Origin of the sequence: Amycolatopsis sp. NBC_01480 (assembly GCF_036227205.1) — a bacterium.
Classification (GTDB): Bacteria; Actinomycetota; Actinomycetes; order Mycobacteriales; family Pseudonocardiaceae; genus Amycolatopsis.
On the sequence record NZ_CP109442.1, the window covers coordinates 3,956,275 to 3,978,961 of the forward strand.

The window sequence follows — 22,687 nt, forward strand, 5'->3', positions numbered from 1 at the left end:
CTTGATCACGAATGATCTCCCGGCGCGGGACCCTATCGACCGCTGACGCACCGCGTACAGGCTTTCGCAAGGAGTAAGCGAAAATCTCTCACCGAAATCCGACTTATCGGGTATACGACGGACTACAGGTCCATCCCGGCCTCGACCAGATGAATGCTGTCCACCGTCACCCGGTGCTGCTGCGCCCACCCGCCGACGACGCGGTTCCAGCTCGTCACCGACAGTTCGTGCCCGGTCAGCTCGATGCTGAACCCGCCGTACTGGCCGGGGATCGGGAACCACAGGCGCGGACGGGTCAGCTCGGTCAGCGGGCCCAGCTGCGGCAGTCGCAGGCGGTGACGCACGACGAGTTCCGCGGACCGGCCCCGGATCAGGAGGTGGAGCTGCGCGCCGAGACCGTCCAGGACCTCGTCGGGCACCTCGTGGCGGGGCGACGGCGTCAGCAGCCCCGCGGTCTCCTCGTGACCGCGCTCGGCGGCGACGTCGGTGGCGCGCTGGCCGTACAGGCCGGTCCGCAGCGTCCGCCACGCGCCGCGGTCCAGGAGCTCCTCGACGACGTCGCGAGGCGCGCCGTGCCAGGCCGCCTGGTGCAGCGGTGAGTAACCCCGCCGGCTGCCCAGGCGCGACGCGTTGACCAGGTGCGGCGCCGTCTCCAGGGTCCTGAGCACCGTCGACCAGTCGGCTCCCGACGCGGCGTCGGCGAGTCGATCCCGGACGGCCAGGTCGCGCGGGTCGTGCCCGTCCCGGCTCGTCACGCCGTCCCACTCGGTCTGCTCCACGGGGTCAGCGCGGTAAGCCGGGTCGTCGGGGTCCACGAAGCGACCGTAGCCCCGTCGGACAGGGGCTGGGGCCGTGACGGGGAACACCGTTTTGCCGCCCGGACCGGCTGTCCGAAACGGCCGCCGCGGCCCGATTCCGCAGGTACCCGGGGGTAACCGGGATGATCATCCCGGTTGTCACCCTCCGCACCCCCTGTTCAACGCTGCGCCAACCGGCGGGACCCCCGTGTGGCATCTTGACTCTCGCGCGCCGTGGGTTCACGCTTACTGCCAACGGCGACGGCCGGGGAACGCGAACCTTGCGGGAGGGGCGCGAAACCGGGTAAGCCGGAGGCATTACGAAGCATTGCTGGGAGCGTTGCGCAGCAGGCTGGGCCCCATCGGGAGCGCCCCCTGGACAGACCGCGATGCTCGGGCTAGACTGGCTCTTTGCGCTGCCCTCTTTCAGGCTGCCCGGAGCCGGTAGTTAGAGTAGTGGGCACACGGCACCCTTGAACAGTCCGCGACAGCTGTTGCCATCGCGGCTGCTCACCGCTCATTGTCCCCGGAAGGACGCATCTTGGCAGTCTCTCCCGCGAACCAGGCCACTGCTGCGACCACCTCGGCTGTATCTCGCTCGGAGTCCACAGGTATCCCCGGCGCACCCAAGCGAGTCTCTTTCGCAAAGATTCGCGAGCCCCTGAACACCCCCAACCTGCTGGACGTGCAGCTTCAGTCGTTCCAGTGGTTCACCGGAGCCGAGGCGTGGTTCGAGCGCCGCGTCAACGAAGGTGAAGAGAACCCGGTCGGCGGCCTGGAGGAGGTCCTCAACGAGATCTCCCCGATCGAGGACTTCTCCGGTTCCATGTCGCTGTCCTTCTCCGCCCCGCGCTTCGACGAGGTCAAGGCCTCGATCGAGGAGTGCAAGGACAAGGACATGACCTACGCGGCCCCGCTGTTCGTCACGGCGGAGTTCGTCAACAACAACACCGGCGAGATCAAGAGCCAGACGGTCTTCCTCGGCGACTTCCCGGTGATGACGGACAAGGGCACGTTCATCATCAACGGCACCGAGCGGGTCGTCGTGTCCCAGCTGGTGCGTTCTCCGGGCGTGTACTTCGACAGCAGTGTCGACAAGACGACCGACAAGGACGTCTTCAGCGTGCGCGTGATCCCGAGCCGCGGCGCGTGGCTCGAGTTCGACGTCGACAAGCGCGACACCGTCGGCGTCCGGATCGACCGCAAGCGCCGCCAGCCGGTCACCGTGCTGCTGAAGGCGCTCGGCTGGACCACCGAGGCGATCCGCGAGCGCTTCTCGTTCTCCGAGACGCTGCTCGCCACCCTCGAGAAGGACCACACGGCCGGCACCGACGAGGCGCTGCTCGACATCTACCGCAAGCTGCGCCCGGGCGAGCCCCCCACCAAGGAAAGCGCGCAGACGCTGCTGGAGAACCTGTTCTTCAAGCCGAAGCGCTACGACCTGGCCAAGGTCGGCCGGTACAAGGTCAACAAGAAGCTCGGCCTGACCACCCCGTACGACACGGGCACGCTGACCGAAGAGGACATCGTCAGCGCCATCGAGTACCTGGTCCGGCTGCACGCCGGCGAGGACAAGATGACCAGCGTGAACGACGTCGAGGTGCCGGTCGAGACCGACGACATCGACCACTTCGGCAACCGTCGCCTGCGCACGGTGGGCGAGCTGATCCAGAACCAGATCCGGGTCGGCCTCTCCCGCACCGAGCGCGTGGTGCGCGAGCGCATGACCACGCAGGACGTCGAGGCGATCACCCCGCAGACCCTGATCAACATCCGCCCGATCGGCGCGGCGATCAAGGAGTTCTTCGGCACCTCGCAGCTGTCGCAGTTCATGGACCAGAACAACCCGCTGTCGGGCCTGACGCACAAGCGGCGTCTGTCGGCCCTCGGCCCCGGTGGCCTGTCCCGTGAGCGCGCCGGCATGGAGGTCCGCGACGTCCACCCGTCGCACTACGGCCGCATGTGCCCGATCGAGACGCCGGAAGGCCCGAACATCGGCCTGATCGGCTCGCTCTGCTCGTACGCGCGGGTCAACCCGTTCGGCTTCATCGAGACGCCGTACCGCAAGGTCGTCGAGGGCCGGGTCACCGACCAGGTCGACTACCTGACCGCGGACGAGGAAGACCGGTACGTCAAGGCGCAGGCCAACGCGCCACTGACCGAGGACAGCCACTTCGTCGAGAACAAGGTCCTCGGCCGTCGCAAGGGCGGCGAGGTCGAGCTGATCGACCCGCTCGACATCGACTACATGGACGTCTCGCCGCGGCAGATGGTCTCGGTCGCGACGGCGATGATCCCGTTCCTCGAGCACGACGACGCGAACCGCGCGCTGATGGGCGCGAACATGCAGCGCCAGGCCGTGCCGCTGCTGCGCAACCAGGCGCCGTACGTGGGCACCGGCGTGGAGCTTCGCGCCGCGGTCGACGCCGGTGACGTGCTGGTCGCCGAGCAGGCCGGCGTGGTCGAGGAGCTGTCCGCGGACATCATCACGATCATGCACGACGACGGCACGCGGAAGAGCTACGGACTGTACAAGTTCCGCCGCTCCAACCACGGCACCTGCTTCAACCACCGCCCGATCGTCAACGAGGGCGACCGGGTGGAGCAGGGGCAGGTCATCGCCGACGGCCCGTCCACCGAGAACGGTGAGATGGCGCTGGGCAAGAACCTGCTCGTGGCGGTCATGCCGTGGGAGGGCCACAACTACGAGGACGCGATCATCCTCTCCGAGCGCCTGGTGCAGGACGACGTGCTCACGTCGATCCACATCGAGGAGCACGAGATCGACGCCCGCGACACCAAGCTGGGCGCCGAGGAGATCACCCGGGACATCCCGAACGTCTCCGAGGAGGTGCTCGCCGACCTCGACGAGCGCGGCATCATCCGGATCGGCGCCGAGGTCCGCGACGGCGACATCCTGGTCGGCAAGGTCACGCCCAAGGGCGAGACCGAGCTGACCCCGGAGGAGCGCCTGCTCCGCGCGATCTTCGGCGAGAAGGCCCGCGAAGTCCGCGACACCTCGCTGAAGGTGCCGCACGGCGAGACCGGCAAGGTCATCGGGATCCGCGTGTTCTCGCGCGAGGACGACGACGAGCTGCCCCCGGGCGTCAACGAGCTGGTCCGCGTCTACGTGGCCCAGAAGCGCAAGATCCAGCCGGGCGACAAGCTCGCCGGCCGGCACGGCAACAAGGGCGTCATCGGCAAGATCCTGCCGGTCGAGGACATGCCGTTCATGGAGGACGGCACCCCGGTCGACATCATCCTGAACACCCACGGTGTGCCGCGACGGATGAACATCGGCCAGATCCTCGAGCTGCACCTGGGCTGGCTGGCCTCGCAGGGCTGGACGATCGAGGGCGACCCGAGCTGGGCCGCCAACCTCAACCAGGAGCTCTACGACGTCGCGCCGAACACGAACACCGCCACCCCGGTGTTCGACGGCGCGAAGGAGGAGGAGCTGACCGGGCTGCTCGGCTCGACCAAGCCGAACCGCGACGGCGAGCGCATGGTCAAGGAGAACGGCAAGGCCACGCTGCTCGACGGCCGCTCCGGCGAGCCGTACCCGTACCCGGTCTCGGTCGGCTACATGTACATCCTGAAGCTGCACCACCTGGTCGACGACAAGATCCACGCCCGCTCCACCGGCCCGTACTCGATGATCACGCAGCAGCCGCTGGGTGGTAAGGCGCAGTTCGGTGGCCAGCGCTTCGGTGAGATGGAGTGCTGGGCGATGCAGGCGTACGGCGCTGCCTACACGCTGCAGGAGCTGCTGACGATCAAGTCGGACGACGTGGTGGGCCGCGTCAAGGTGTACGAGGCGATCGTCAAGGGGGAGAACATCCCCGAGCCGGGCATCCCGGAGTCGTTCAAGGTGCTCCTGAAGGAGCTCCAGTCGCTGTGCCTGAACGTCGAGGTGCTCTCCAGCGACGGTGCGGCGATCGAGATGCGCGACTCCGACGACGAGGACCTCGAGCGCGCCGCGGCGAACCTCGGCATCAACCTGTCCCGCAACGAGTCGCCCAGCGTTGACGACGTCGTCCACTAACTAGCAGCCCGCCTAGTCTGGGCCTGCGTCACGGAACCTCAGGGGACCGTGACGCAGGCCGACCGAGGGAAATATGAGTCGCAACCTTTCTTCGCAGCGCAACCACACCAGTAAGTTCGGGGAGGCGGTCTAGTGCTGGACGTCAACTTTTTCGATGAGCTCCGCATCGGCCTCGCCACCGCCGACGACATCCGTCAGTGGTCCTTCGGCGAGGTCAAGAAGCCGGAGACCATCAACTACCGCACGCTCAAGCCCGAGAAGGACGGCCTCTTCTGCGAGAAGATCTTCGGCCCGACCCGGGACTGGGAGTGCTACTGCGGCAAGTACAAGCGGGTCCGCTTCAAGGGCATCATCTGTGAGCGCTGCGGCGTCGAGGTGACTCGCGCCAAGGTGCGCCGTGAGCGGATGGGCCACATCGAGCTGGCCGCGCCGGTCACCCACATCTGGTACTTCAAGGGTGTTCCGTCCCGCCTGGGCTACCTGCTCGACCTGGCGCCCAAGGACCTCGAGAAGATCATCTACTTCGCTGCTTACGTCATCACCGGCGTGAACACCGAGCTGCGCCACACCGACCTGCCGACCCTCGAGAACGAGATCGGCGTCGAGCGCAAGAACCTCGAGACCAAGCGTGACTCGGACATCGAGGCCCGTGCGCAGAAGCTGGAAGCCGACCTGGCCGAGCTGGAGGCCGAGGGCGCCAAGTCCGACGTGCGCCGCAAGGTCAAGGAGGGCGGCGAGCGTGAGATGCGCCAGCTGCGCGACCGCGCCGGCCGCGAGCTGGACCGGCTCGAGGAGGTCTGGACGACCTTCACGAAGCTGGACACCCGCCAGCTGATCGCCGACGAGCTGCTGTACCGCGAGCTGGTCGACCGCTACGGCGAGTACTTCACCGGCGGCATGGGCGCGGAGGCCATCCAGAAGCTGGCCACCGAGTTCGACGTCGCCGCGGAGGCCGACAACCTGCGCGACACCATCCGCAACGGCAAGGGGCAGAAGAAGCTCCGCGCGCTGAAGCGGCTCAAGGTCGTCGCCGCGTTCCAGGCGACCGGCAACGACCCGCGCGGCATGGTGCTCGACGCCGTCCCGGTGATCCCGCCGGACCTGCGTCCGATGGTCCAGCTCGACGGTGGCCGGTTCGCCACCTCGGACCTGAACGACCTGTACCGCCGCGTGATCAACCGCAACAACCGGCTCAAGCGGCTGATCGACCTCGGCGCGCCCGAGATCATCGTGAACAACGAGAAGCGGATGCTGCAGGAGGCCGTCGACGCGCTGTTCGACAACGGCCGCCGCGGCCGCCCGGTGACCGGTCCCGGTAACCGCCCGCTGAAGTCGCTGTCCGACCTGCTCAAGGGCAAGCAGGGCCGGTTCCGCCAGAACCTGCTCGGCAAGCGCGTGGACTACTCGGGCCGTTCGGTCATCATCGTCGGGCCGCAGCTGAAGCTGCATCAGTGCGGTCTGCCGAAGGACATGGCGCTCGAGCTGTTCAAGCCGTTCGTGATGAAGCGGCTGGTCGACCTGAACCACGCGCAGAACATCAAGTCCGCCAAGCGGATGGTGGAGCGCTCGCGCCCGCAGGTGTGGGACGTGCTCGAAGAGGTCATCACCGGCCACCCGGTGATGCTGAACCGCGCGCCGACCCTGCACCGCCTCGGCATCCAGGCCTTCGAGCCGCAGCTGGTCGAGGGCAAGGCCATCCAGCTGCACCCGCTGGTCTGCGAGGCGTTCAACGCGGACTTCGACGGTGACCAGATGGCGGTGCACCTGCCGCTGTCGGCCGAGGCGCAGGCCGAGGCCCGGATCCTGATGCTGTCGGCGAACAACATCCTGTCGCCGGCCTCGGGCCGCCCGCTCGCCATGCCGCGACTGGACATGGTGACCGGTCTGTACCACCTGACCCGGCTGAACGAGAAGGCCGACGGCGCGGGCGGCGCGTACTCCTCGCCGGCCGAGGCCATCATGGCCTTCGACCTCAAGGCGCTGAGCCTGCACGCCCCGATCAAGATCCGCGTGTCCGACCGTCAGCCGGCGAAGGCCGACGAGGCGCGGCTCGCGGAGGGCGGCTGGGAGCCGGGCAAGACCTGGCTGGCCGAGACGACCCTGGGCCGCGTGCTGTTCAACGAGCTGCTGCCGGCGGACTACCCGTTCATCAACGAGCCGATGCCGAAGAAGCGTCAGGCCGCGATCGTGAACGACCTCGCCGAGCGGTACTCGATGACGCAGGTCGCGCAGACCCTGGACCGGCTGAAGGACGCCGGCTTCTACTGGGCGACGCGCTCCGGCGTCACGGTGGCCATCTCGGACGTGCTGACCCCGGTCGGCAAGAAGGCCATCCTCGACGAGTACGAGGGCAAGGCCGACCAGGTCGAGAAGCGGTACCAGCGTGGTCAGCTGTCGCACACCGAGCGCAACAACGAGCTCGTCAAGGTGTGGACGCAGGCCACCGAAGAGGTCCACAAGATCATGGAGACGGCGCTGCCGGACGACAACCCGATCGCGATCATCGTGAAGTCGGGTGCGGCGGGCAACATGACGCAGGTCCGGTCGCTGGCCGGTATGCGTGGCCTGGTGTCGAACCCGAAGGGCGAGTACATCCCGCGTCCGATCAAGGCCAACTTCCGTGAAGGCCTGTCGGTGGCGGAGTACTTCATCGCGACGCACGGTGCCCGTAAGGGCCTGGCGGACACGGCCCTGCGGACCGCCGACTCGGGTTACCTGACCCGTCGTCTGGTGGACGTCTCGCAGGACGTCATCGTCCGCGAGGTCGACTGCGGCACCACCCGCGGCATCAACATGCCGATCGGCGAGGACCTCGGCGACGGCAAGGTCGCGCGCGACCAGCACGTCGAGACCAGCGTGTACGCGCGGAACCTCGCGACGGACGCGGTGGACGCCAAGGGCAACGTCGTGCTCAACGCCGGTGACGACGTCGGCGACCCGGCGCTGGACAAGCTCATCTCCAGCGGCATCACCAAGGTCAAGGTGCGCTCCGTGCTCACCTGCGAGTCGGCGGTCGGCGTGTGCGCGACCTGCTACGGCCGTTCGATGGCGACGGGTGAGCTCGTCGACGTCGGCGAGGCGGTCGGCATTGTCGCCGCCCAGTCGATCGGTGAGCCGGGCACGCAGCTGACGATGCGTACGTTCCACCAGGGTGGTGTCGCCGGTGACGACATCACGACCGGTCTGCCCCGTGTCACCGAGCTGTTCGAGGCTCGCGTGCCGAAGGGCAAGGCGCCGATCGCGGACGTCGACGGCCGCGTGCGGATCGAGGAGAGCGAGCGGTTCTGGAAGATCACCCTGATCCCGGACGACGGGTCGGAGGAGATCGTCTTCGACAAGCTGTCCAAGCGGCAGCGGCTCGCCAACACCGCGAACGGCCCGCTGGGCGACGGCGACCACGTGTCGGTCGGCCAGCAGCTGCTCGAGGGCACGCCGGACCCGCACGAGGTCCTGCGGGTCATGGGTCCGCGCGAGGCGCAGATGCACCTCGTGGACGAGGTGCAGAAGGTGTACCGCGCCCAGGGTGTGTCGATCCACGACAAGCACATCGAGGTCATCGTGCGGCAGATGCTGCGCCGCGTGACGATCATCGACTCCGGTGCCACGGACTTCCTGCCGGGCGAGCTGCCCGAGCGGACCAAGTTCGAGGCGACGAACCGGGCGTCGGTGGCCGAGGGCGGCGAGCCGGCCTCGGGTCGCCCGGTGCTGATGGGGATCACGAAGGCGTCGCTCACCACGGACTCGTGGCTGTCGGCGGCGTCGTTCCAGGAGACCACTCGCGTGCTGACCGACGCGGCCATCAACGGCCGCTCGGACAAGCTCGTGGGCCTCAAGGAGAACGTGATCATCGGTAAGCTGATCCCGGCCGGTACGGGCATCAACCGCTACCGGAACATCCAGGTGCAGCCGACCGAGGAGGCGCGGGTCGCGGCGTACGCGATCCCGTCCTACGACGACGGCTACTACACCCCGGACGTGTTCGGTTCGGGCACCGGTGCCGCGGTTCCGCTGGACGACTACGACTTCGGTCGCGACTTCCGCTGATCCGCTAGCTGACGAGAAGAGGCCCCCATCCCGGTCCGCCGGGGTGGGGGCTCTTTCGTTGCCCGGGCTAGGGTGGCGTCATGCTGCGACAAGGTGTGACCAGGTCGATCGGGATCGCGGCTCGGCCGGCGGACGTGGTGGCGTTCGTCGCGGACCCGGAGACGATGCCGCGTTACGCGCCGGAGTTCGCGAAGTCCGTGAGGCCGTCCGGGGGAGCGTGGGTGGCGGAGACCAGCCGCGGCACCCTTCAGGTTTCGCCGGTGGTCGCGGCCGCCGCCGGGACCGTGGACTTCCACCTGACCGCCGGGGACGGCTCGGTCACGGTGGCGCACACCCGCACGTTCGCGAACGGCGACGGCGCCGAGTTCGTCTTCACGCTGCTGCTGCCGGAGTCGGCGGCGGCGGACGTCCTCGCCGACCAGGGGCGGGTCCTCGAGGTGGAGCTGGCACGGTTGAAGGAACTGCTGGAGACATCCTGAGCTGGCGCTCGTGAGTGTTGCGGACGGTTCTAACCGTCCTCAACACTCACGAGGGTTCAGACGCGCGCGGCCTTTTCCTTGCGTAGCTTGCGAATCCGGCGTGGCGGTCGTGGCCGGTAGGTCGCCTTCGCGAGGCCCCCGCCGAGGACCAGGGGGATCAGGCCATACAAGAGGGTGATCACCGACGCGCGGTTGCTCTCGAGTACGGGGCGCCACCACAGCGGTCCCACCGCGATGTCGACGACGTCACCTCGCTTGGGCAGGGAGCCGTACCACTGGGTAGTGACCTCGTGGGTGGTGCCGCCGAGTTCGTAGGTGCCGTGGACCCGATCGCTTGAGTTCTGGCAGCCGTTGTCGGACACCGGACACGAGGTACCGACGTAGGTAGCGGTGACGACCAGGTGCGTTTCGGTGGCAAGGCCGGTCATCGCCGCCACCGAGTTGCCGATCGGCAACAGGCCGCCCACCAGCAGGCCCAGCGCGATCAGCGAGCGCATGGTCAGCGACACCGAGGTAACCGGCTGCCGGTCCGCGGCCTCGCGCCGCCGGTTCACCGGTGTGCGGACGACACCACCGCGCTTGCCGTTCCAGCCGGTGTAGCTCGTGTCGGAGCCGGCGGCCACCGAGCTGAACGCCGGGTCGCCCCACACCTCCCACACCGGGGCCGGCACGGCCGCGGCGAGGATGGCGAGCCGGCGGGAGTTGCCGAACATCCGGTCCTCGGTCAACCCGCCCGATTCGATGGTCCACATCGCGTCGCCGCCGAACGCGACCGGGCGCACGCGGAACCACGGGTCGTTCAGGATCAGCGCGCGGACCTCGATGGTCAGCACGGCCGCGGCGAACTCCGGGTCGTCGGTGGACACGGAGAACCGGCGGTCGAACTCGGCGTTGATCTCGATGGATTCCCGCTTGGGCGCGACGGGGTCCAGCCAGCCGAAGTAGTTGCGGGTGATCCGGGCGTCCTCCAGCGGGGTGAAGTGCTCCGGTTCGAACGCCTTGGTGTTCGGCCGGATCACCAGGGTCGGCACCACCGGGGTCCGCAGCTCGACCATCGCGTAGATCGAGTCGATCTGCTCAGCCAGCTTGACGGCTCCACCCGAGCGCCCCGGCGGGCTGGTCGAGTACTCGACGCCGAGCAGCTGGTGGCCCTGATGGCCGAACTCGACCGTCCGGCGCGGGGGCAGCAGGTCCGGGTGGCCGAGGCGCACGGCGTGACCGTTGTGCGGCAGTACCCCGAAGGTCGGCTCCTCGACCGGGTCCAGCCACCGGATCCAGGTCTGCTGCCGCCAGCCCCGCCACGCCACGAACGCGGTGAAGACCAGCGGGAAGGCGATCCACACCAGTTGCGGCACCGAGCTGCCGGTGCCGGCCGAGAGCCAGTACAGCGAGGTCTCCGACACCACGGTGCCGCACAGGGCATAACAGACCGCCGACGCCACCGTGCCGCGTTTTTCCCACCACCCGGCCAGCTGCATCAGGACAAACGCGATCGCGTAGCCACCGACGATGAACCAGGGGTCGAGCAGGTCGTCCATTCACCGGTCCAGGTCGAGGTTGCTGATGCGCCGATTATGCCGCTTACCTCCCTTCGTGCCGTGAGCCCCACCGCGCCACCTCGGCTGCTGATCCAGGTCAGCCGCCTGAGTTCCCGGGATTCGGTCACGAAACGGTCACGAACATAATGGGCAAACGGTCCGTCGCCGGGCGCCATTGTGACTACTCGTGACACCGCCGAACGGGCTATCGCAGGTCGCGAAATGCTGCCACCCGTTCGGCGTAACGAGGGGGCGCAAGTCGGTCCAGGTCGTGGGATATTCACCCCTTTGACGGACGTTCCAGCCGTTGATCACAAGATTGACAGTAAGTCCGATTCGCAAGACGATTTCGCGCATGCCCTCTCCTGTCGCCTTGGTGTGGCGCCGGCACGTCGACCTGCGCCAGCAGGCCAGCGCGCTGTGTAGGGACTTCTGAATCAATTCCCGTCGACTGGACGCGACTCTTTCCCTTGTGCGGTAACGCTTCAAGCGGGTGCTGAGCTTCTCGGCATTCGCGAGTTCGTCGCGTCCGCTCGGCATTTTCGCATTACTGAGAACAGGGAGACACAATGCGATTCAGCTCCTCCTCGGGTGCCCCGCCCCGATGGCGGAAAGCGCTGACGGGCACCCTCGCGCTGGCGCTCGCCGTCGCCGCGGTGACGTACACCGGCGCCACCACCAGCGCGTACGCCGACGTCCAGGTCCTCACCGATTCGAAGGCCGGCGCCGACGGCAAGCAGTACTGGGTGCAGAACCACCTGGTCACCAAGGACCTGGCCGCGCAGTCCCGCGCGGGCGGCACCCCGAAGAAGTGGCTGCTGGTGTGGGCCGGTGACGAGAACATCGCCGACACCGTGGTGAAGGACGTCAAGAACCTGCCCGGCTCGCTCGGCGGCGGCCTGAACAAGGTGAAGAACGCCTTGCCCGGCCCCGATTTCCTCGCCGTGATCGACGCGACGCAGGGCTCGGCGACGTACGGCAAGGTGGTGAACACCGCCACCGTCGGGCCGCTGGTCGAGAACGAGCCGCACCACATGCAGTACGTGTGGCACAAGGGCAACACGATCTACGCCGGCGCGCTGTTCGCCGCGGCGACGTACGCGTTCGACGTCAGCGCGCTGCCGCAGCTGAAGCTCAAGGGCGTCAGCCTGCCGACGCAGACGCTCGGCGGCTCGGTCCCGGACGCCTACTGGGTGCTCAAGGACGGCTCGGCGTACGGCACGTACATGGGCGGCCCGGTCGTCCCGGGGCCGTACACCTACCAGGACGGCTCCACGCAGATCGGCAACGGCTTCGCGGGCAGCCCCGGCGAGGTCGTGCACTTCGACCAGAACGCGCAGGTGCTGTCGCAGAACCCGGCGGCAACTCCGCAGGGGGACAACGCGAAGCTGTGCGACAACCTCCCGCAGCTGGGCAAGCCGTCCTGCGCGAACCCGCACGGCGTCCAGGCCCGCGAGGACCTGAACACGCTGGTCACCAGTGACTACGCCGAACCGCGCAACATCATCCTCGACCCGGTGAAGCAGCCGTCGCCGTACCTGCGGCGGCCGACCATCCGCACCTGGGACATCTCCGACCGCAACCACCCGAAGCTGAAGACCGTGTCGTACCTGCCGGACGGCCCGCGCGCCGACCCGGCCGACCCGCTGCACTCGGAAAGCCGGGCGGCGATGGAGACCACGGTGACGAACCTGCCCGGGCACAAGGGCGCGTTCGCCGAAACCATGCAGGGCGGGGCGGTGTTCTACACGCCGGACATCACGGCGAAGGAGCCGCACTGGATCGAGGTGTTCGACGACGGCGCCGCCAACAAGGCGATGTACGCGCAGAACGACTCGAACGGCGCCAGCTCCAACGGCGGCTGGATCCAGACGAGCCCGGACGACCGGTTCCTGTACCGCGCCATCGTCGGCCGCCAGAAGGGCACCCTCTCGGCGGACGACCCCGGCACCACCGGCGGCGTGTACGTGCTCGACATCCAGAAGCTGCTGGCCGCCGGCGACAACGTCGACGACATCAAGGGCCGCATCGACACCAAGGAGAAGGCGCAGCAGGGCGGCGGGGACGATCTGCCCACCGTCGTCGGCGCCGCGCCGATCAACCCGGGCACCGCGGCGGCCGGGCCGCACTGGGGCGCGTACGACAACTTCGCGCTCGGCAGCGACGGTTTCTACCACGAAACCACGCAGCCGCAGCACCTCGCGGTGTCGAACTACTTCGTCGCCCGGTCCGGTTTGGACGGTGACCACAAGGTCAACCTGCTGAACCTCTCGCCGGACGGCAAGGTCTCGGTGGACCAGAACTTCCGGGACGAGTTCACCGGCCAGGTCGGCATCAACTTCAACCGCAAGTCCTGGCCCCACGGGGACTTCGGCAACGCGAAGCCGCACTCGGAGCTGTTCGTGGTCGCGGACCAGAACGTGAAGTGACCCCTCGCCCGTGGCCGGCCGGCTGTAGCCGCCGGCCGGCCGCGGGTTCCTTTCCCGCCGCTGTCCCGGCTTTCGGGACACCGGTCCCGCTGGCTCCTCCGTTCCCCGGAAGGTCTCCATGGATCACCACGTCACGCCGGTGAGCACCGGTTCGTCCGGAGTGGACATCACCGCGCTGGTGCTGCGGCTGGTGCTGCTGCTGGCCACCGCGTTCCTTGCCGGCACCGGGATTCTCCGCCCGCTCGTGGGTGACCTGCCGCGGAAGCTGTGGCTGACCGTCAGCGGGCTGGGCCTGCTGTCCGCGGTGCTCGCGGCGGTTTCCGCGGCCACGGTCGAGGTGAACCTCGCCGCCCTGATCATCCACATCCTGCTCGCGCTGGCCGTGCCGGTGCTGCTGCGCTGGCCTTCCGCTGGCCGGTGGGCGTCGCTGGCGCTGGTGGTGCTCGTAGTCCTGGAGACCTCACTCGACGGCTCGGGCATCGACTTCGCCATCGACACCGTGTACGTCGCCGCCGCCGCGCTGTGGTTCGGCATCACGCTGCTTTCGGCCTGGGTGCCGGCGGAGCAGTGGCGCGCGACGCAGTTCCGCGTCGGCCCGCTGTCCGTGACGCTCGGCGGGCTGCTGACGTTCGCGGGCGTCGTGCAGCTGGTGCTGTCCGGCGTCGGGTTCGACCGGCGGCTGTACGAGTCGCTGTTCGGCATCGCGTTGCTTGTCGTGGTCGCGCTGCCGGCCATGGTCGCCGTGCTGTCCGGAATCCTGTTGTCCCGCAACGGTTCCACGCGTGTGTACCGGTATGGCGTGCTCGGCGTCGCGGCGGGTTTCGTCGCGTGGAGCGCGCTCGCGGCGGTGCCGCAGCCGCCGCCGTTGCCGATCCCCGGGGTGCCGCTGCTGGCCGACGCGACCGTCGGAGGCGGTTCGGTGCCCGTGCTGCTCAGCCCGCAACGGCCGGGGCGCAACCTCGTGCACTTCCCGCCCGGCGCCGGTGAAGGCCTTTCCGCCGGCGCCGAGGGCGGCCTGATCTCACCCGCCGTCGCGCGCGGCGGCGCCGAGGGCACCTGGGCCGACGTCGATCTCCCGCCCGGCCGCAGTTCCCTGGTGATCAAACGCGGCGACGCCACCACCACCGTCGAAGTGGACGCCGGCACCGCGCCGGGCCCGGTCATCGCCGACGCCGACGCGCCCGAATGCGCCTCGGCCGCGCTCGGCGGCTTGGTGGCCGAGAAGCACGACGTCCTCACAAGTTGCCCGTCCGACGCCCTTTCGCCCGAGGACAGCGGCGCGCTGGTGAAGCTGGTCGAGTTCCTGGCCGGCCGGAGGCCGTCGGCGATCACGTTGGTCGAGGATTCGTCGCCCCGCGGGGTGGCGGCCGCCCGGCTGGTGCGCGACACCGCCGCGCGCCTCGGCCTGCCCGTGCAAAAGGACGCCGGCGCGGACACCGCCCTGGTGGTCGTCTCGGGCTGGTCGGACGGCTACCTGGCGATGACGCGGGCCGCCGAATCGCAACGCCTCAAGCCGACGCACCAGTACGGCCTGTACCTCGCGCCGTGGCTCCTGAACGGCCCCATCGTGAACGCCGTGGCCAGTTCGTCGATGCCCCTGCGCTTCGACCCGCGCGACCAGCTGGCGGTGAGCTACGCAGTCACGGTCGGCAACACGTTCGGCGGCGAAAGCCCCACCATCGGCGGCTTCCGGTCTTGGCTGGGCCCGCAGTGGCAATCCGTGAACGGCGAAGTCCAGCTCTACGCCGCCGCGCAGGTGAACGCGATGCCCATGTACCCGGGCGAACAGCACGCCCCCGGCATGGAGGCGACCCGTGATTACGCGGGCCAATGGGTTCCGGACGGGACGATCGTGCCGGTCAGCGGACTCCTGCGATGAGACGCGGCCCGCTGGTTGGCAACCGCTCCGGTCATGTCCCGCGCGCTGCTCGGCGGATTCCACCGGCCAGGTCCGGTGTTGCTGGTCAGCCGACTTCACCCGCGAGGTCCCGATCTTCCGCCCCGGCGGGCGGATTCCGCTCAACCGGGCGGAGAAGTGCCCCACCGAAGTGGCGCCGTCGAAGTGTCCCCGAAGTGTCCCCGAAGTGTTCCGAGGAGAGGAATCCATGAAACGCACCATCGCCCGTGTCCTGCTGCCGCTCGCTGTGGCGGGCGCGTTCGCCGCTCTCGCCGGGGGAGTGGCCGACGCCGCTCCCGCCGCACCGGCACCGGATTCGCCCGCGTTGCCGAGCTTGCCGACCGCTGGCCTCCCGGCCCTGCCGACCGGTGACGGCACGGCGATCTGGGCCCTCCCGGGCGTCGACCTGGGCGGGCTGCTCGGCCCGACCGTCCAGGCGCCGACCGAGTTGCTCGCGCCGCTGTTCAACCTCATCACCCCGATTTCCTGAACCAGCGAAAGGAAAATCCCATGAAGAAGACCTTCACGCGGACCGTCGCGATCGTGGCGCTCGCGGGCGCCGGGGTGCTCGGTGCGTCCATGCCGGCGCTGGCCGCGACGTCGGACCAGCCGGGTGTTGTCGTGGTCGACGAGCCGGACACCAGTGGTCTGAACAACCTGTGGACGTTCGCTCCGCTGGGTGTTCCGGTGCTCGGCCTGCTCCAGTCGATCAACGGTGTGCCGGGCAAGCTCCTGCCGGCCCCCGCCGCCGGTTACTGAGCGGCGATCACCCGGTAACGGCGGCCGGTGGCTCCCGCGCGGGAGCCACCGGCCCCTCGGCGAGAGGAACGGGGACGTGGACAGACAGATCGTCGGCAGGCTCGCGATCGCCGGTATCGCGGTGGTGGCCGTCGCGGCCGTGGTGGTGATCCTCGGCTCGGGCGGCGGCGACCCGGCGCCGGCCACGGTGGCCGTGGTGGGGGAGCCGTCGAGGCCCGCGCCCCAACGCGGCCCGGACCAGACGGTGACCCGCACCCTCCCGCCGTCCACCTCGGTGGCCGCCGCCTCGAACGACTGGCCGGTCACCTACGAACTCACCGGCGCGGGCACCGCCACCGTGGTCTACGACGAGAACGGTCTGGGCCTGGTGCACCAGGAACTGTCCGTCCCGTTGCCGTGGCGCAAAGACCTGACGTGGCCGAACACGGGCGTCCCGCCGACCGTCCAGCTGATGGGCCAGGGCGCCGGTGCGGTGGAATGCCGGATCTCCATCCGGGGCGTGGTGGTCAAGACGGAGAAGTCGGCCCCCGGCGAGGTCGCCTCCTGCGCCGGCCGCCTCAGCTGATCCGACACCACCGAAGCTGGTTCAGGTCAGGTTCTTCGAGAACCAGTGCTCCGCGTACTTGTCGTTGTTGAAGGGCTCGACCTCGGTGTAACCGGTGCGGGCGTAGAGGGCTCGGGCCTCGACGAGGTCGTCCCGGGTGTCCAGGCGCATGACGGTCGCGCCGAGTGCCCGGGCAGCGTCCTCGGCGGCCGCGACCAGGAGGGCGCCGGCACCATTCCCGCGGTGGCCTGGGCGGACGTACATCCGCTTCAGGACGCCCAGGCCCGGCTGCTCCACTCGCGTGCCGACGCAGCCGGTCATCGTGGCGTCGGACATGCGCGCGATGAGGAAGGTGCCGGTGGGCGCCACCAGGTCGTCGATCGGGTCCTCCGTCAGCGCCATGTCCACCTCCGCCTCGGTGACCGGCCGGCCCCAGTACCGAGCGGCGATCTCGGCGATGTACTCCCGGATGATCAGCCGGGAGTCCGGATGGTCGATGGGGGTCTCGGTGATCGTCCAGCTATCGTTCACCGCTCCATCGTCACCAGGTTGTCCACCGAAATTCACGCCCGGGCCAGGCCACGCCCGGCCGCCCGGCGAGCCCACCAGCCTCCGCCGGAGCCAGCCGAGGCCCGCCAAGCATCGAGGCGTTCGTCACCTCGCTCCCCCGCTCGGGGGAGCACGCCGCCCTGCACCCGGCGAAGCGCCACCAAAGCCCCCGAACCGCGGACCGGCCCCCCGGCACCACTGCCGGACCCACCCGCGAGCTGCCCGAACCCTCCCTGTCACCACACCGCTCCCTCCCCTCGACGAAGACGCCTCCCGCGCCCTCTGCCCCCGATCCTGACCGCCCACCCCGACAGAAACGGCGCGAATGGTGCGTTACGGCCATGTGTGTCACCCGAACGTGGAATGGGTACCGTGCGAGCCGCAAGGGGAAACCGCCACACCAAAGGGGAGTGCGTCAATGGACGGCAACGGGACCGAAGAGAAGAAGGACCAGCCCAAGGGGAGCCACGCCGCGCCGGAGGGGGCCGGGGTCCACCCGCTGATCGACCTCTCGCGCGACCCGCACCCGGGCAAGCCCGACCACGCCAAGCCGGACGAGGAATAGGCGCTCGTCCCGCCATGTTCTGACCTATGGGACGGTTCGGTCGTGCCCCCACGTGGGCCCCAGCTGGGGTTACGATGGGCGGTCGCCGTCCCTTCGGACCCCCCGCCCGGACCTGCCGGGAAGTGGCCGGGTATCTTTGGAGACCGTGCCCGGCAGGCGTCGGGCCGCTCCGCGTGCCGTATGGCATGAGCGGGGTGCTCGCGCACCCGGTTCACCGGCCTGGTTCACGTGGGGTTCCGACGGAAATCCCTCCGGGAAGTTACCGGTCGAAAGACCGTGACGCGGGCCGACACGCCCGACCGCGGGGGCCGGTGAAGACACGAAGAAGCAAGATCACGACAGGAAGCTGGTCCATTGCCCACGATCCAGCAGCTGGTCCGCAAGGGCCGCCAGGACAAGGCTGCCAAGCAGAAGACCGCGGCCCTCAAGGGGAGCCCGCAGCGTCGTGGCGTGTGCACCCGCGTGTACACCACGACCCCCAAGAAGCCGAACTCGGCGCTGCGCAAGGTCGCGCGTGTGAAGCTGACCAGCGGCATCGAGGTCACGGCTTACATTCCCGGTGAGGGCCACAACCTCCAGGAGCACTCGATGGTGCTCGTGCGCGGTGGCCGAGTGAAGGACCTGCCGGGTGTCCGCTACAAGATCATCCGCGGCTCTCTCGACACCCAGGGTGTGAAGAACCGTAAGCAGGCGCGCAGCCGTTACGGCGCGAAGAAGGAGAAGAGCTAATGCCCCGCAAGGGTCCGGCCCCGAAGCGGCCGCTGATCTCCGACCCCGTCTACGCCTCCCCGCTGGTCACCCAGCTGGTGAACAAGGTGCTGAAGGACGGCAAGCGTTCGCTGGCCGAGCGCATCGTGTACGGCGCCCTCGAAGGCGCCCGCGAGAAGTCCGGCACCGACCCGGTCGTCACGCTGAAGCGCGCCCTGGACAACGTGAAGCCCACCATCGAGGTGAAGAGCCGACGCGTCGGTGGCGCCACGTACCAGGTGCCGATCGAGGTCAAGCCGAACCGCTCCACGACCCTCGCGCTGCGCTGGCTGGTCTCCTTCTCGCAGGCCCGTCGCGAGAAGACGATGATCGAGCGCCTGCAGAACGAGCTGCTCGACGCGAGCAACGGCCTCGGGGCCAGCGTCAAGCGCCGTGAAGACACGCACAAGATGGCCGAGTCCAACAAGGCCTTCGCGCACTACCGCTGGTGATTTCCGCCCGGCTGCCGATCCAAGCCATGCCGGGCCCCACGCTTGAGACAGGGGAACATTCTCGTGGCACGTGACGTGCTGACAGACCTGAACAAGGTCCGCAACATCGGGATCATGGCGCACATCGACGCCGGTAAGACCACCACCACCGAGCGGATCCTGTTCTACACCGGGGTCAACTACAAGATCGGTGAAGTCCACGACGGCGCCGCCACCATGGACTGGATGGAGGAGGAGCAGAAGCGGGGCATCACCATCACCTCGGCTGCCACCACCACCTTCTGGGACGACAACCAGATCAACATCATCGACACCCCGGGCCACGTCGACTTCACCGTCGAGGTGGAGCGCAACCTCCGGGTGCTCGACGGCGCGGTCGCGGTCTTCGACGGCAAGGAAGGCGTCGAGCCGCAGTCCGAGCAGGTCTGGCGGCAGGCGGACAAGTACGACGTCCCGCGCATCTGCTTCGTCAACAAGATGGACAAGCTCGGCGCGGACTTCTACTACACCGTGAAGACCATCGTCGACCGCCTCGGCGTCCGGCCGCTGGTCATCCAGCTGCCGATCGGTGCCGAGAACGACTTCGAGGGCGTTGTCGACCTGGTCCGCATGAAGGCGCTGACCTGGCGCGGCGAGGTCAAGAAGGGCGAGGACTACTCGGTCGAGGACATCCCGGCCGAGCTCGCCGAGCTGGCCGCGGAGTACCGCGAGAAGCTCGTCGAGACCGCCGCCGAGGCCGACGACACGCTGATGGAGAAGTTCCTCGAGGGCGAGGAGCTGACGGAGGCCGAGATCAAGTCCGGCATCCGCAAGCTCACCATTGCCCGTCAGGTCTTCCCGGTGCTGGCCGGCTCCGCGTTCAAGAACAAGGGCGTGCAGCCCATGCTCGACGCGGTCGTCGACTACCTGCCGTCGCCGCTGGACATGCCGCCGGTCGAGGGCTTCCTCGCCGACGGCGAGACCCCGGTCACCCGCAAGCCCTCGGTGGACGAGCCGTTCGCCGCGCTCGCCTTCAAGATCGCGGCGCACCCGTTCTTCGGCAAGCTGACCTACATCCGGGTGTACTCGGGCAAGGTCGCGGCCGGCGCGCAGGTCGTCAACGCGACGAAGGAGCGCAAGGAGCGCATCGGGAAGATCTTCCAGATGCACTCCAACAAGGAGAACCCGGTCGAAGAGGCCCAGGTGGGCCACATCTACGCGGTCATCGGCCTGAAGGACACCACCACCGGTGACACCCTGGCCGACGCGCAGAACCCGGTCGTGCTGGAGTCGATGACGTTCCCCGAGCCGGTCATCCGGGTCGCGATCGAGCCGAAGACGAAGGCCGACCAGGAGAAGCTCTCCCTGGCGATCCAGAAGCTGGCCGAAGAGGACCCCACGTTCCAGGTGAAGCTGGACGAGGAGACCGGTCAGACGATCATCGCCGGCATGGGCGAGCTGCACCTCGAGGTGCTCGTCAACCGGATGAAGTCCGACTACAAGGTCGAGGCGAACATCGGTAAGCCGCAGGTGGCCTACCGCGAGACCATCCGCAAGACGGTGGACAAGCTCGACTACGTCCACAAGAAGCAGACCGGTGGCTCCGGCCAGTTCGCGAAGGTCATCGTGAAGCTGGAGCCGCTCGAGCGCACCGACGGTGCTCTCTACGAGTTCGACAACAAGGTCACCGGTGGCCGCGTGCCGCGGGAGTACATCCCGTCGGTCGACGCGGGCGCGCAGGACGCCATGCAGTACGGCATCCTGGCCGGCTACCCGCTCGTCGGGTTGAAGTTCACCTTGTTGGATGGTGCGTACCACGAGGTCGACTCTTCGGAAATGGCCTTCAAGGTCGCCGGTTCGATGGCGATGAAGGAAGCCGCGAGGAAGGCCAGCCCGGTCATCCTCGAGCCGATGATGGCCGTCGAGGTCACGACGCCCGAGGACTACATGGGCGACGTGATCGGCGACCTCAACTCCCGCCGTGGCCAGATCCAGGCCATGGAGGAGCGCGCCGGTACCCGTGTCGTCAAGGCACTGGTCCCGCTGTCGGAGATGTTCGGTTACGTGGGCGACCTGCGGTCTCGCACCCAGGGTCGTGCGAACTACTCCATGGTGTTCGACTCCTACGCCGAGGTTCCCGCGAACGTCGCGAAGGAAATCATCGCGAAGGCGACGGGGGAGTAGTCCCCGTTCGCTCGCGGGCATAAGGGACACTCCTGAACGTCCGCAGCACAGACGAGAAATATCGTGGGCCGGCAGCCACGCCGGCCCACGAGCACAAAAGCGAAATCAGTCCAGGAGGACATTCCAGTGGCGAAGGCGAAGTTCGAGCGGAGCAAGCCGCACGTCAACATCGGGACCATCGGTCACGTTGACCACGGTAAGACGACTCTGACCGCGGCGATCACCAAGGTTCTGCACGACAAGTACCCGGAGCTCAACGAGTCGCGTGCGTTCGACCAGATCGACAACGCGCCCGAAGAGCGCCAGCGCGGTATTACGATCAACATCTCGCACGTCGAGTACCAGACCGAGAAGCGTCACTACGCGCACGTGGACGCTCCCGGCCACGCGGACTACATCAAGAACATGATCACCGGTGCCGCTCAGATGGACGGCGCGATCCTCGTGGTCGCGGCGACCGACGGCCCGATGCCGCAGACCCGTGAGCACGTGCTGCTCGCCCGCCAGGTCGGCGTGCCCTACATCGTGGTCGCGCTGAACAAGGCCGACATGGTCGACGACGAGGAGATCCTCGAGCTCGTCGAGCTGGAGGTCCGCGAGCTGCTGTCCTCGCAGGAGTTCCCGGGCGACGACGCGCCGGTCGTGCGCGTGTCCGGCCTCAAGGCCCTCGAGGGCGACGAGAAGTGGGCCGAGGCCGTTCTCGAGCTCATGACCGCCGTCGACGACAACGTGCCGGACCCGGTGCGTGAGCTCGAGAAGCCGTTCCTGATGCCGATCGAGGACGTCTTCACGATCACCGGCCGCGGCACCGTGGTGACCGGCCGTGTCGAGCGTGGCGTGGTCAACGTCAACGAAGAGGTCGAGATCGTCGGCATCAAGGAGAAGTCGCAGAAGACGACTGTCACCGGTGTCGAGATGTTCCGCAAGCTGCTCGACTCGGGCCAGGCGGGCGACAACGTCGGCCTCCTGCTGCGCGGCATCAAGCGCGAGGACGTCGAGCGTGGCCAGGTCGTCGTGAAGCCGGGCACCACCACCCCGCACACGAGCTTCGAGGGCCGGGTCTACATCCTGTCGAAGGACGAGGGCGGCCGTCACACCCCGTTCTTCAACAACTACCGCCCGCAGTTCTACTTCCGCACCACGGACGTGACCGGCGTCGTGACCCTCCCCGAGGGCACGGAGATGGTCATGCCGGGCGACAACACCGACATCTCGGTGGAGCTGATCCAGCCGGTCGCCATGGACGAGAACCTGCGGTTCGCCATCCGTGAGGGTGGCCGGACCGTCGGCGCGGGCCAGGTCACCAAGATCAACAAGTGATTTAGGCGCCCCGCCCGGGGGTGCTGGAACGCGCGTCGCGGCTGCCAAGGCGGACACGACGCGCGCCACCGCCCAAGTCTTAGCGCAGGTCATGCGCGCAGGCTCGCGGGACGCCAGTACACCCCCGGGTTCGGGGCGTCAAATCACGTGTGCGACACTAATCAGGTTGCTCGTCCCGGGGCGGCCGAATCCCAGAGTTGTGCGAATGACTCAACGGGTTCCGGCCGCCCCTGTACGAGTGGCCACGGTCCGTCCAGCTCTTCCTTCGGGGTGCGGCTAGCGGGCAAAGGCCAGAGGCCGGTACGCCGGCCCGCGGCCACCTCACGTTGAGGAAGACCAGGCAGGACGATCCCACGGGA

Annotated in this window: 16 protein-coding genes; 13 read left to right on the forward strand and 3 right to left on the reverse strand. The window is 68.3% G+C overall.

Annotated features, from left to right (window positions below; genetic code table 11):
• Positions 1–122: 122 nt before the first annotated feature.
• Complete coding sequence (locus tag OG371_RS19010; RefSeq protein WP_329071039.1) at positions 123–815, reverse strand: hypothetical protein; 693 nt, start codon at positions 813–815, stop codon at positions 123–125.
• 523 nt (positions 816–1,338) lie between these two features.
• On the opposite strand from OG371_RS19010, the gene rpoB reads away from it, so the two are divergent.
• The 3 genes from rpoB (at position 1,339) to OG371_RS19025 (ending at position 9,365) form a co-directional block, all read left to right on the forward strand.
• Positions 1,339–4,842 carry a DNA-directed RNA polymerase subunit beta gene (gene rpoB / locus OG371_RS19015; RefSeq protein ID WP_329071041.1) on the forward strand — a complete coding sequence of 1,168 codons (3,504 nt, stop codon included), beginning with the start codon at positions 1,339–1,341 and terminating at the stop codon, positions 4,840–4,842.
• Positions 4,843–4,974: 132 nt separating this feature from the next.
• Entirely contained in the window at positions 4,975–8,886 is a 3,912-nt protein-coding gene (locus OG371_RS19020) for a DNA-directed RNA polymerase subunit beta' (protein WP_329071043.1), read from the forward strand.
• 80 nt (positions 8,887–8,966) lie between these two features.
• Positions 8,967–9,365 (forward strand): SRPBCC family protein, encoded by a 399-nt coding sequence (locus tag OG371_RS19025; protein WP_329071045.1) that lies wholly within the window; start codon positions 8,967–8,969, stop codon positions 9,363–9,365.
• Positions 9,366–9,421: 56 nt separating this feature from the next.
• On the opposite strand, the gene OG371_RS19030 is transcribed toward OG371_RS19025, so the two are convergent.
• Entirely contained in the window at positions 9,422–10,903 is a 1,482-nt protein-coding gene (locus OG371_RS19030; protein ID WP_329071047.1) for a hypothetical protein, read from the reverse strand.
• Positions 10,904–11,472: 569 nt separating this feature from the next.
• Here OG371_RS19030 and OG371_RS19035 point away from each other — a divergent pair.
• The 5 genes from OG371_RS19035 (at position 11,473) to OG371_RS19055 (ending at position 16,553) form a co-directional block, all read left to right on the forward strand.
• On the forward strand, positions 11,473–13,332 hold the full coding sequence (locus tag OG371_RS19035; protein WP_329071049.1) for a hypothetical protein: 1,860 nt from the start codon (positions 11,473–11,475) through the stop codon (positions 13,330–13,332).
• 118 nt (positions 13,333–13,450) lie between these two features.
• Entirely contained in the window at positions 13,451–15,211 is a 1,761-nt protein-coding gene (locus OG371_RS19040) for a hypothetical protein (protein WP_329071051.1), read from the forward strand.
• Positions 15,212–15,437: 226 nt separating this feature from the next.
• Positions 15,438–15,719 (forward strand): hypothetical protein, encoded by a 282-nt coding sequence (locus OG371_RS19045; protein ID WP_329071052.1) that lies wholly within the window; start codon positions 15,438–15,440, stop codon positions 15,717–15,719.
• 20 nt (positions 15,720–15,739) lie between these two features.
• Positions 15,740–15,988 (forward strand): hypothetical protein, encoded by a 249-nt coding sequence (locus OG371_RS19050; protein ID WP_329071054.1) that lies wholly within the window; start codon positions 15,740–15,742, stop codon positions 15,986–15,988.
• Between the two features lie 76 nt (positions 15,989–16,064).
• Positions 16,065–16,553 carry a hypothetical protein gene (locus tag OG371_RS19055; RefSeq protein ID WP_329071056.1) on the forward strand — a complete coding sequence of 163 codons (489 nt, stop codon included), beginning with the start codon at positions 16,065–16,067 and terminating at the stop codon, positions 16,551–16,553.
• A gap of 21 nt (positions 16,554–16,574) precedes the next feature.
• Here the strand turns inward: OG371_RS19055 and OG371_RS19060 are convergent, their stop codons facing one another.
• Positions 16,575–17,063 (reverse strand): GNAT family N-acetyltransferase, encoded by a 489-nt coding sequence (locus tag OG371_RS19060; RefSeq protein ID WP_329071058.1) that lies wholly within the window; start codon positions 17,061–17,063, stop codon positions 16,575–16,577.
• Positions 17,064–17,499: 436 nt separating this feature from the next.
• On the opposite strand from OG371_RS19060, the gene OG371_RS19065 reads away from it, so the two are divergent.
• The 5 genes from OG371_RS19065 to tuf all read left to right on the forward strand — a co-directional run bounded on the left by OG371_RS19065 (position 17,500) and on the right by tuf (position 22,328).
• Positions 17,500–17,646, forward strand: coding sequence for a hypothetical protein (locus OG371_RS19065; protein WP_329071060.1), 147 nt, complete (start codon positions 17,500–17,502; stop codon positions 17,644–17,646).
• Positions 17,647–18,000: 354 nt separating this feature from the next.
• A complete protein-coding gene (gene rpsL, locus OG371_RS19070) occupies positions 18,001–18,375 on the forward strand; it encodes a 30S ribosomal protein S12 (protein ID WP_003102113.1) in 375 nt (124 codons plus the stop codon).
• On the forward strand, positions 18,375–18,845 hold the full coding sequence (gene rpsG / locus OG371_RS19075) for a 30S ribosomal protein S7 (protein WP_091618491.1): 471 nt from the start codon (positions 18,375–18,377) through the stop codon (positions 18,843–18,845). Before rpsL ends, rpsG begins: the two co-directional genes overlap by 1 nt.
• A 63-nt stretch (positions 18,846–18,908) precedes the next feature.
• Complete coding sequence (fusA, locus tag OG371_RS19080) at positions 18,909–21,008, forward strand: elongation factor G (protein WP_329071062.1); 2,100 nt, start codon at positions 18,909–18,911, stop codon at positions 21,006–21,008.
• 126 nt (positions 21,009–21,134) lie between these two features.
• Positions 21,135–22,328, forward strand: coding sequence for an elongation factor Tu (gene tuf, locus OG371_RS19085; protein WP_091618493.1), 1,194 nt, complete (start codon positions 21,135–21,137; stop codon positions 22,326–22,328).
• Positions 22,329–22,687 lie beyond the last annotated feature (359 nt).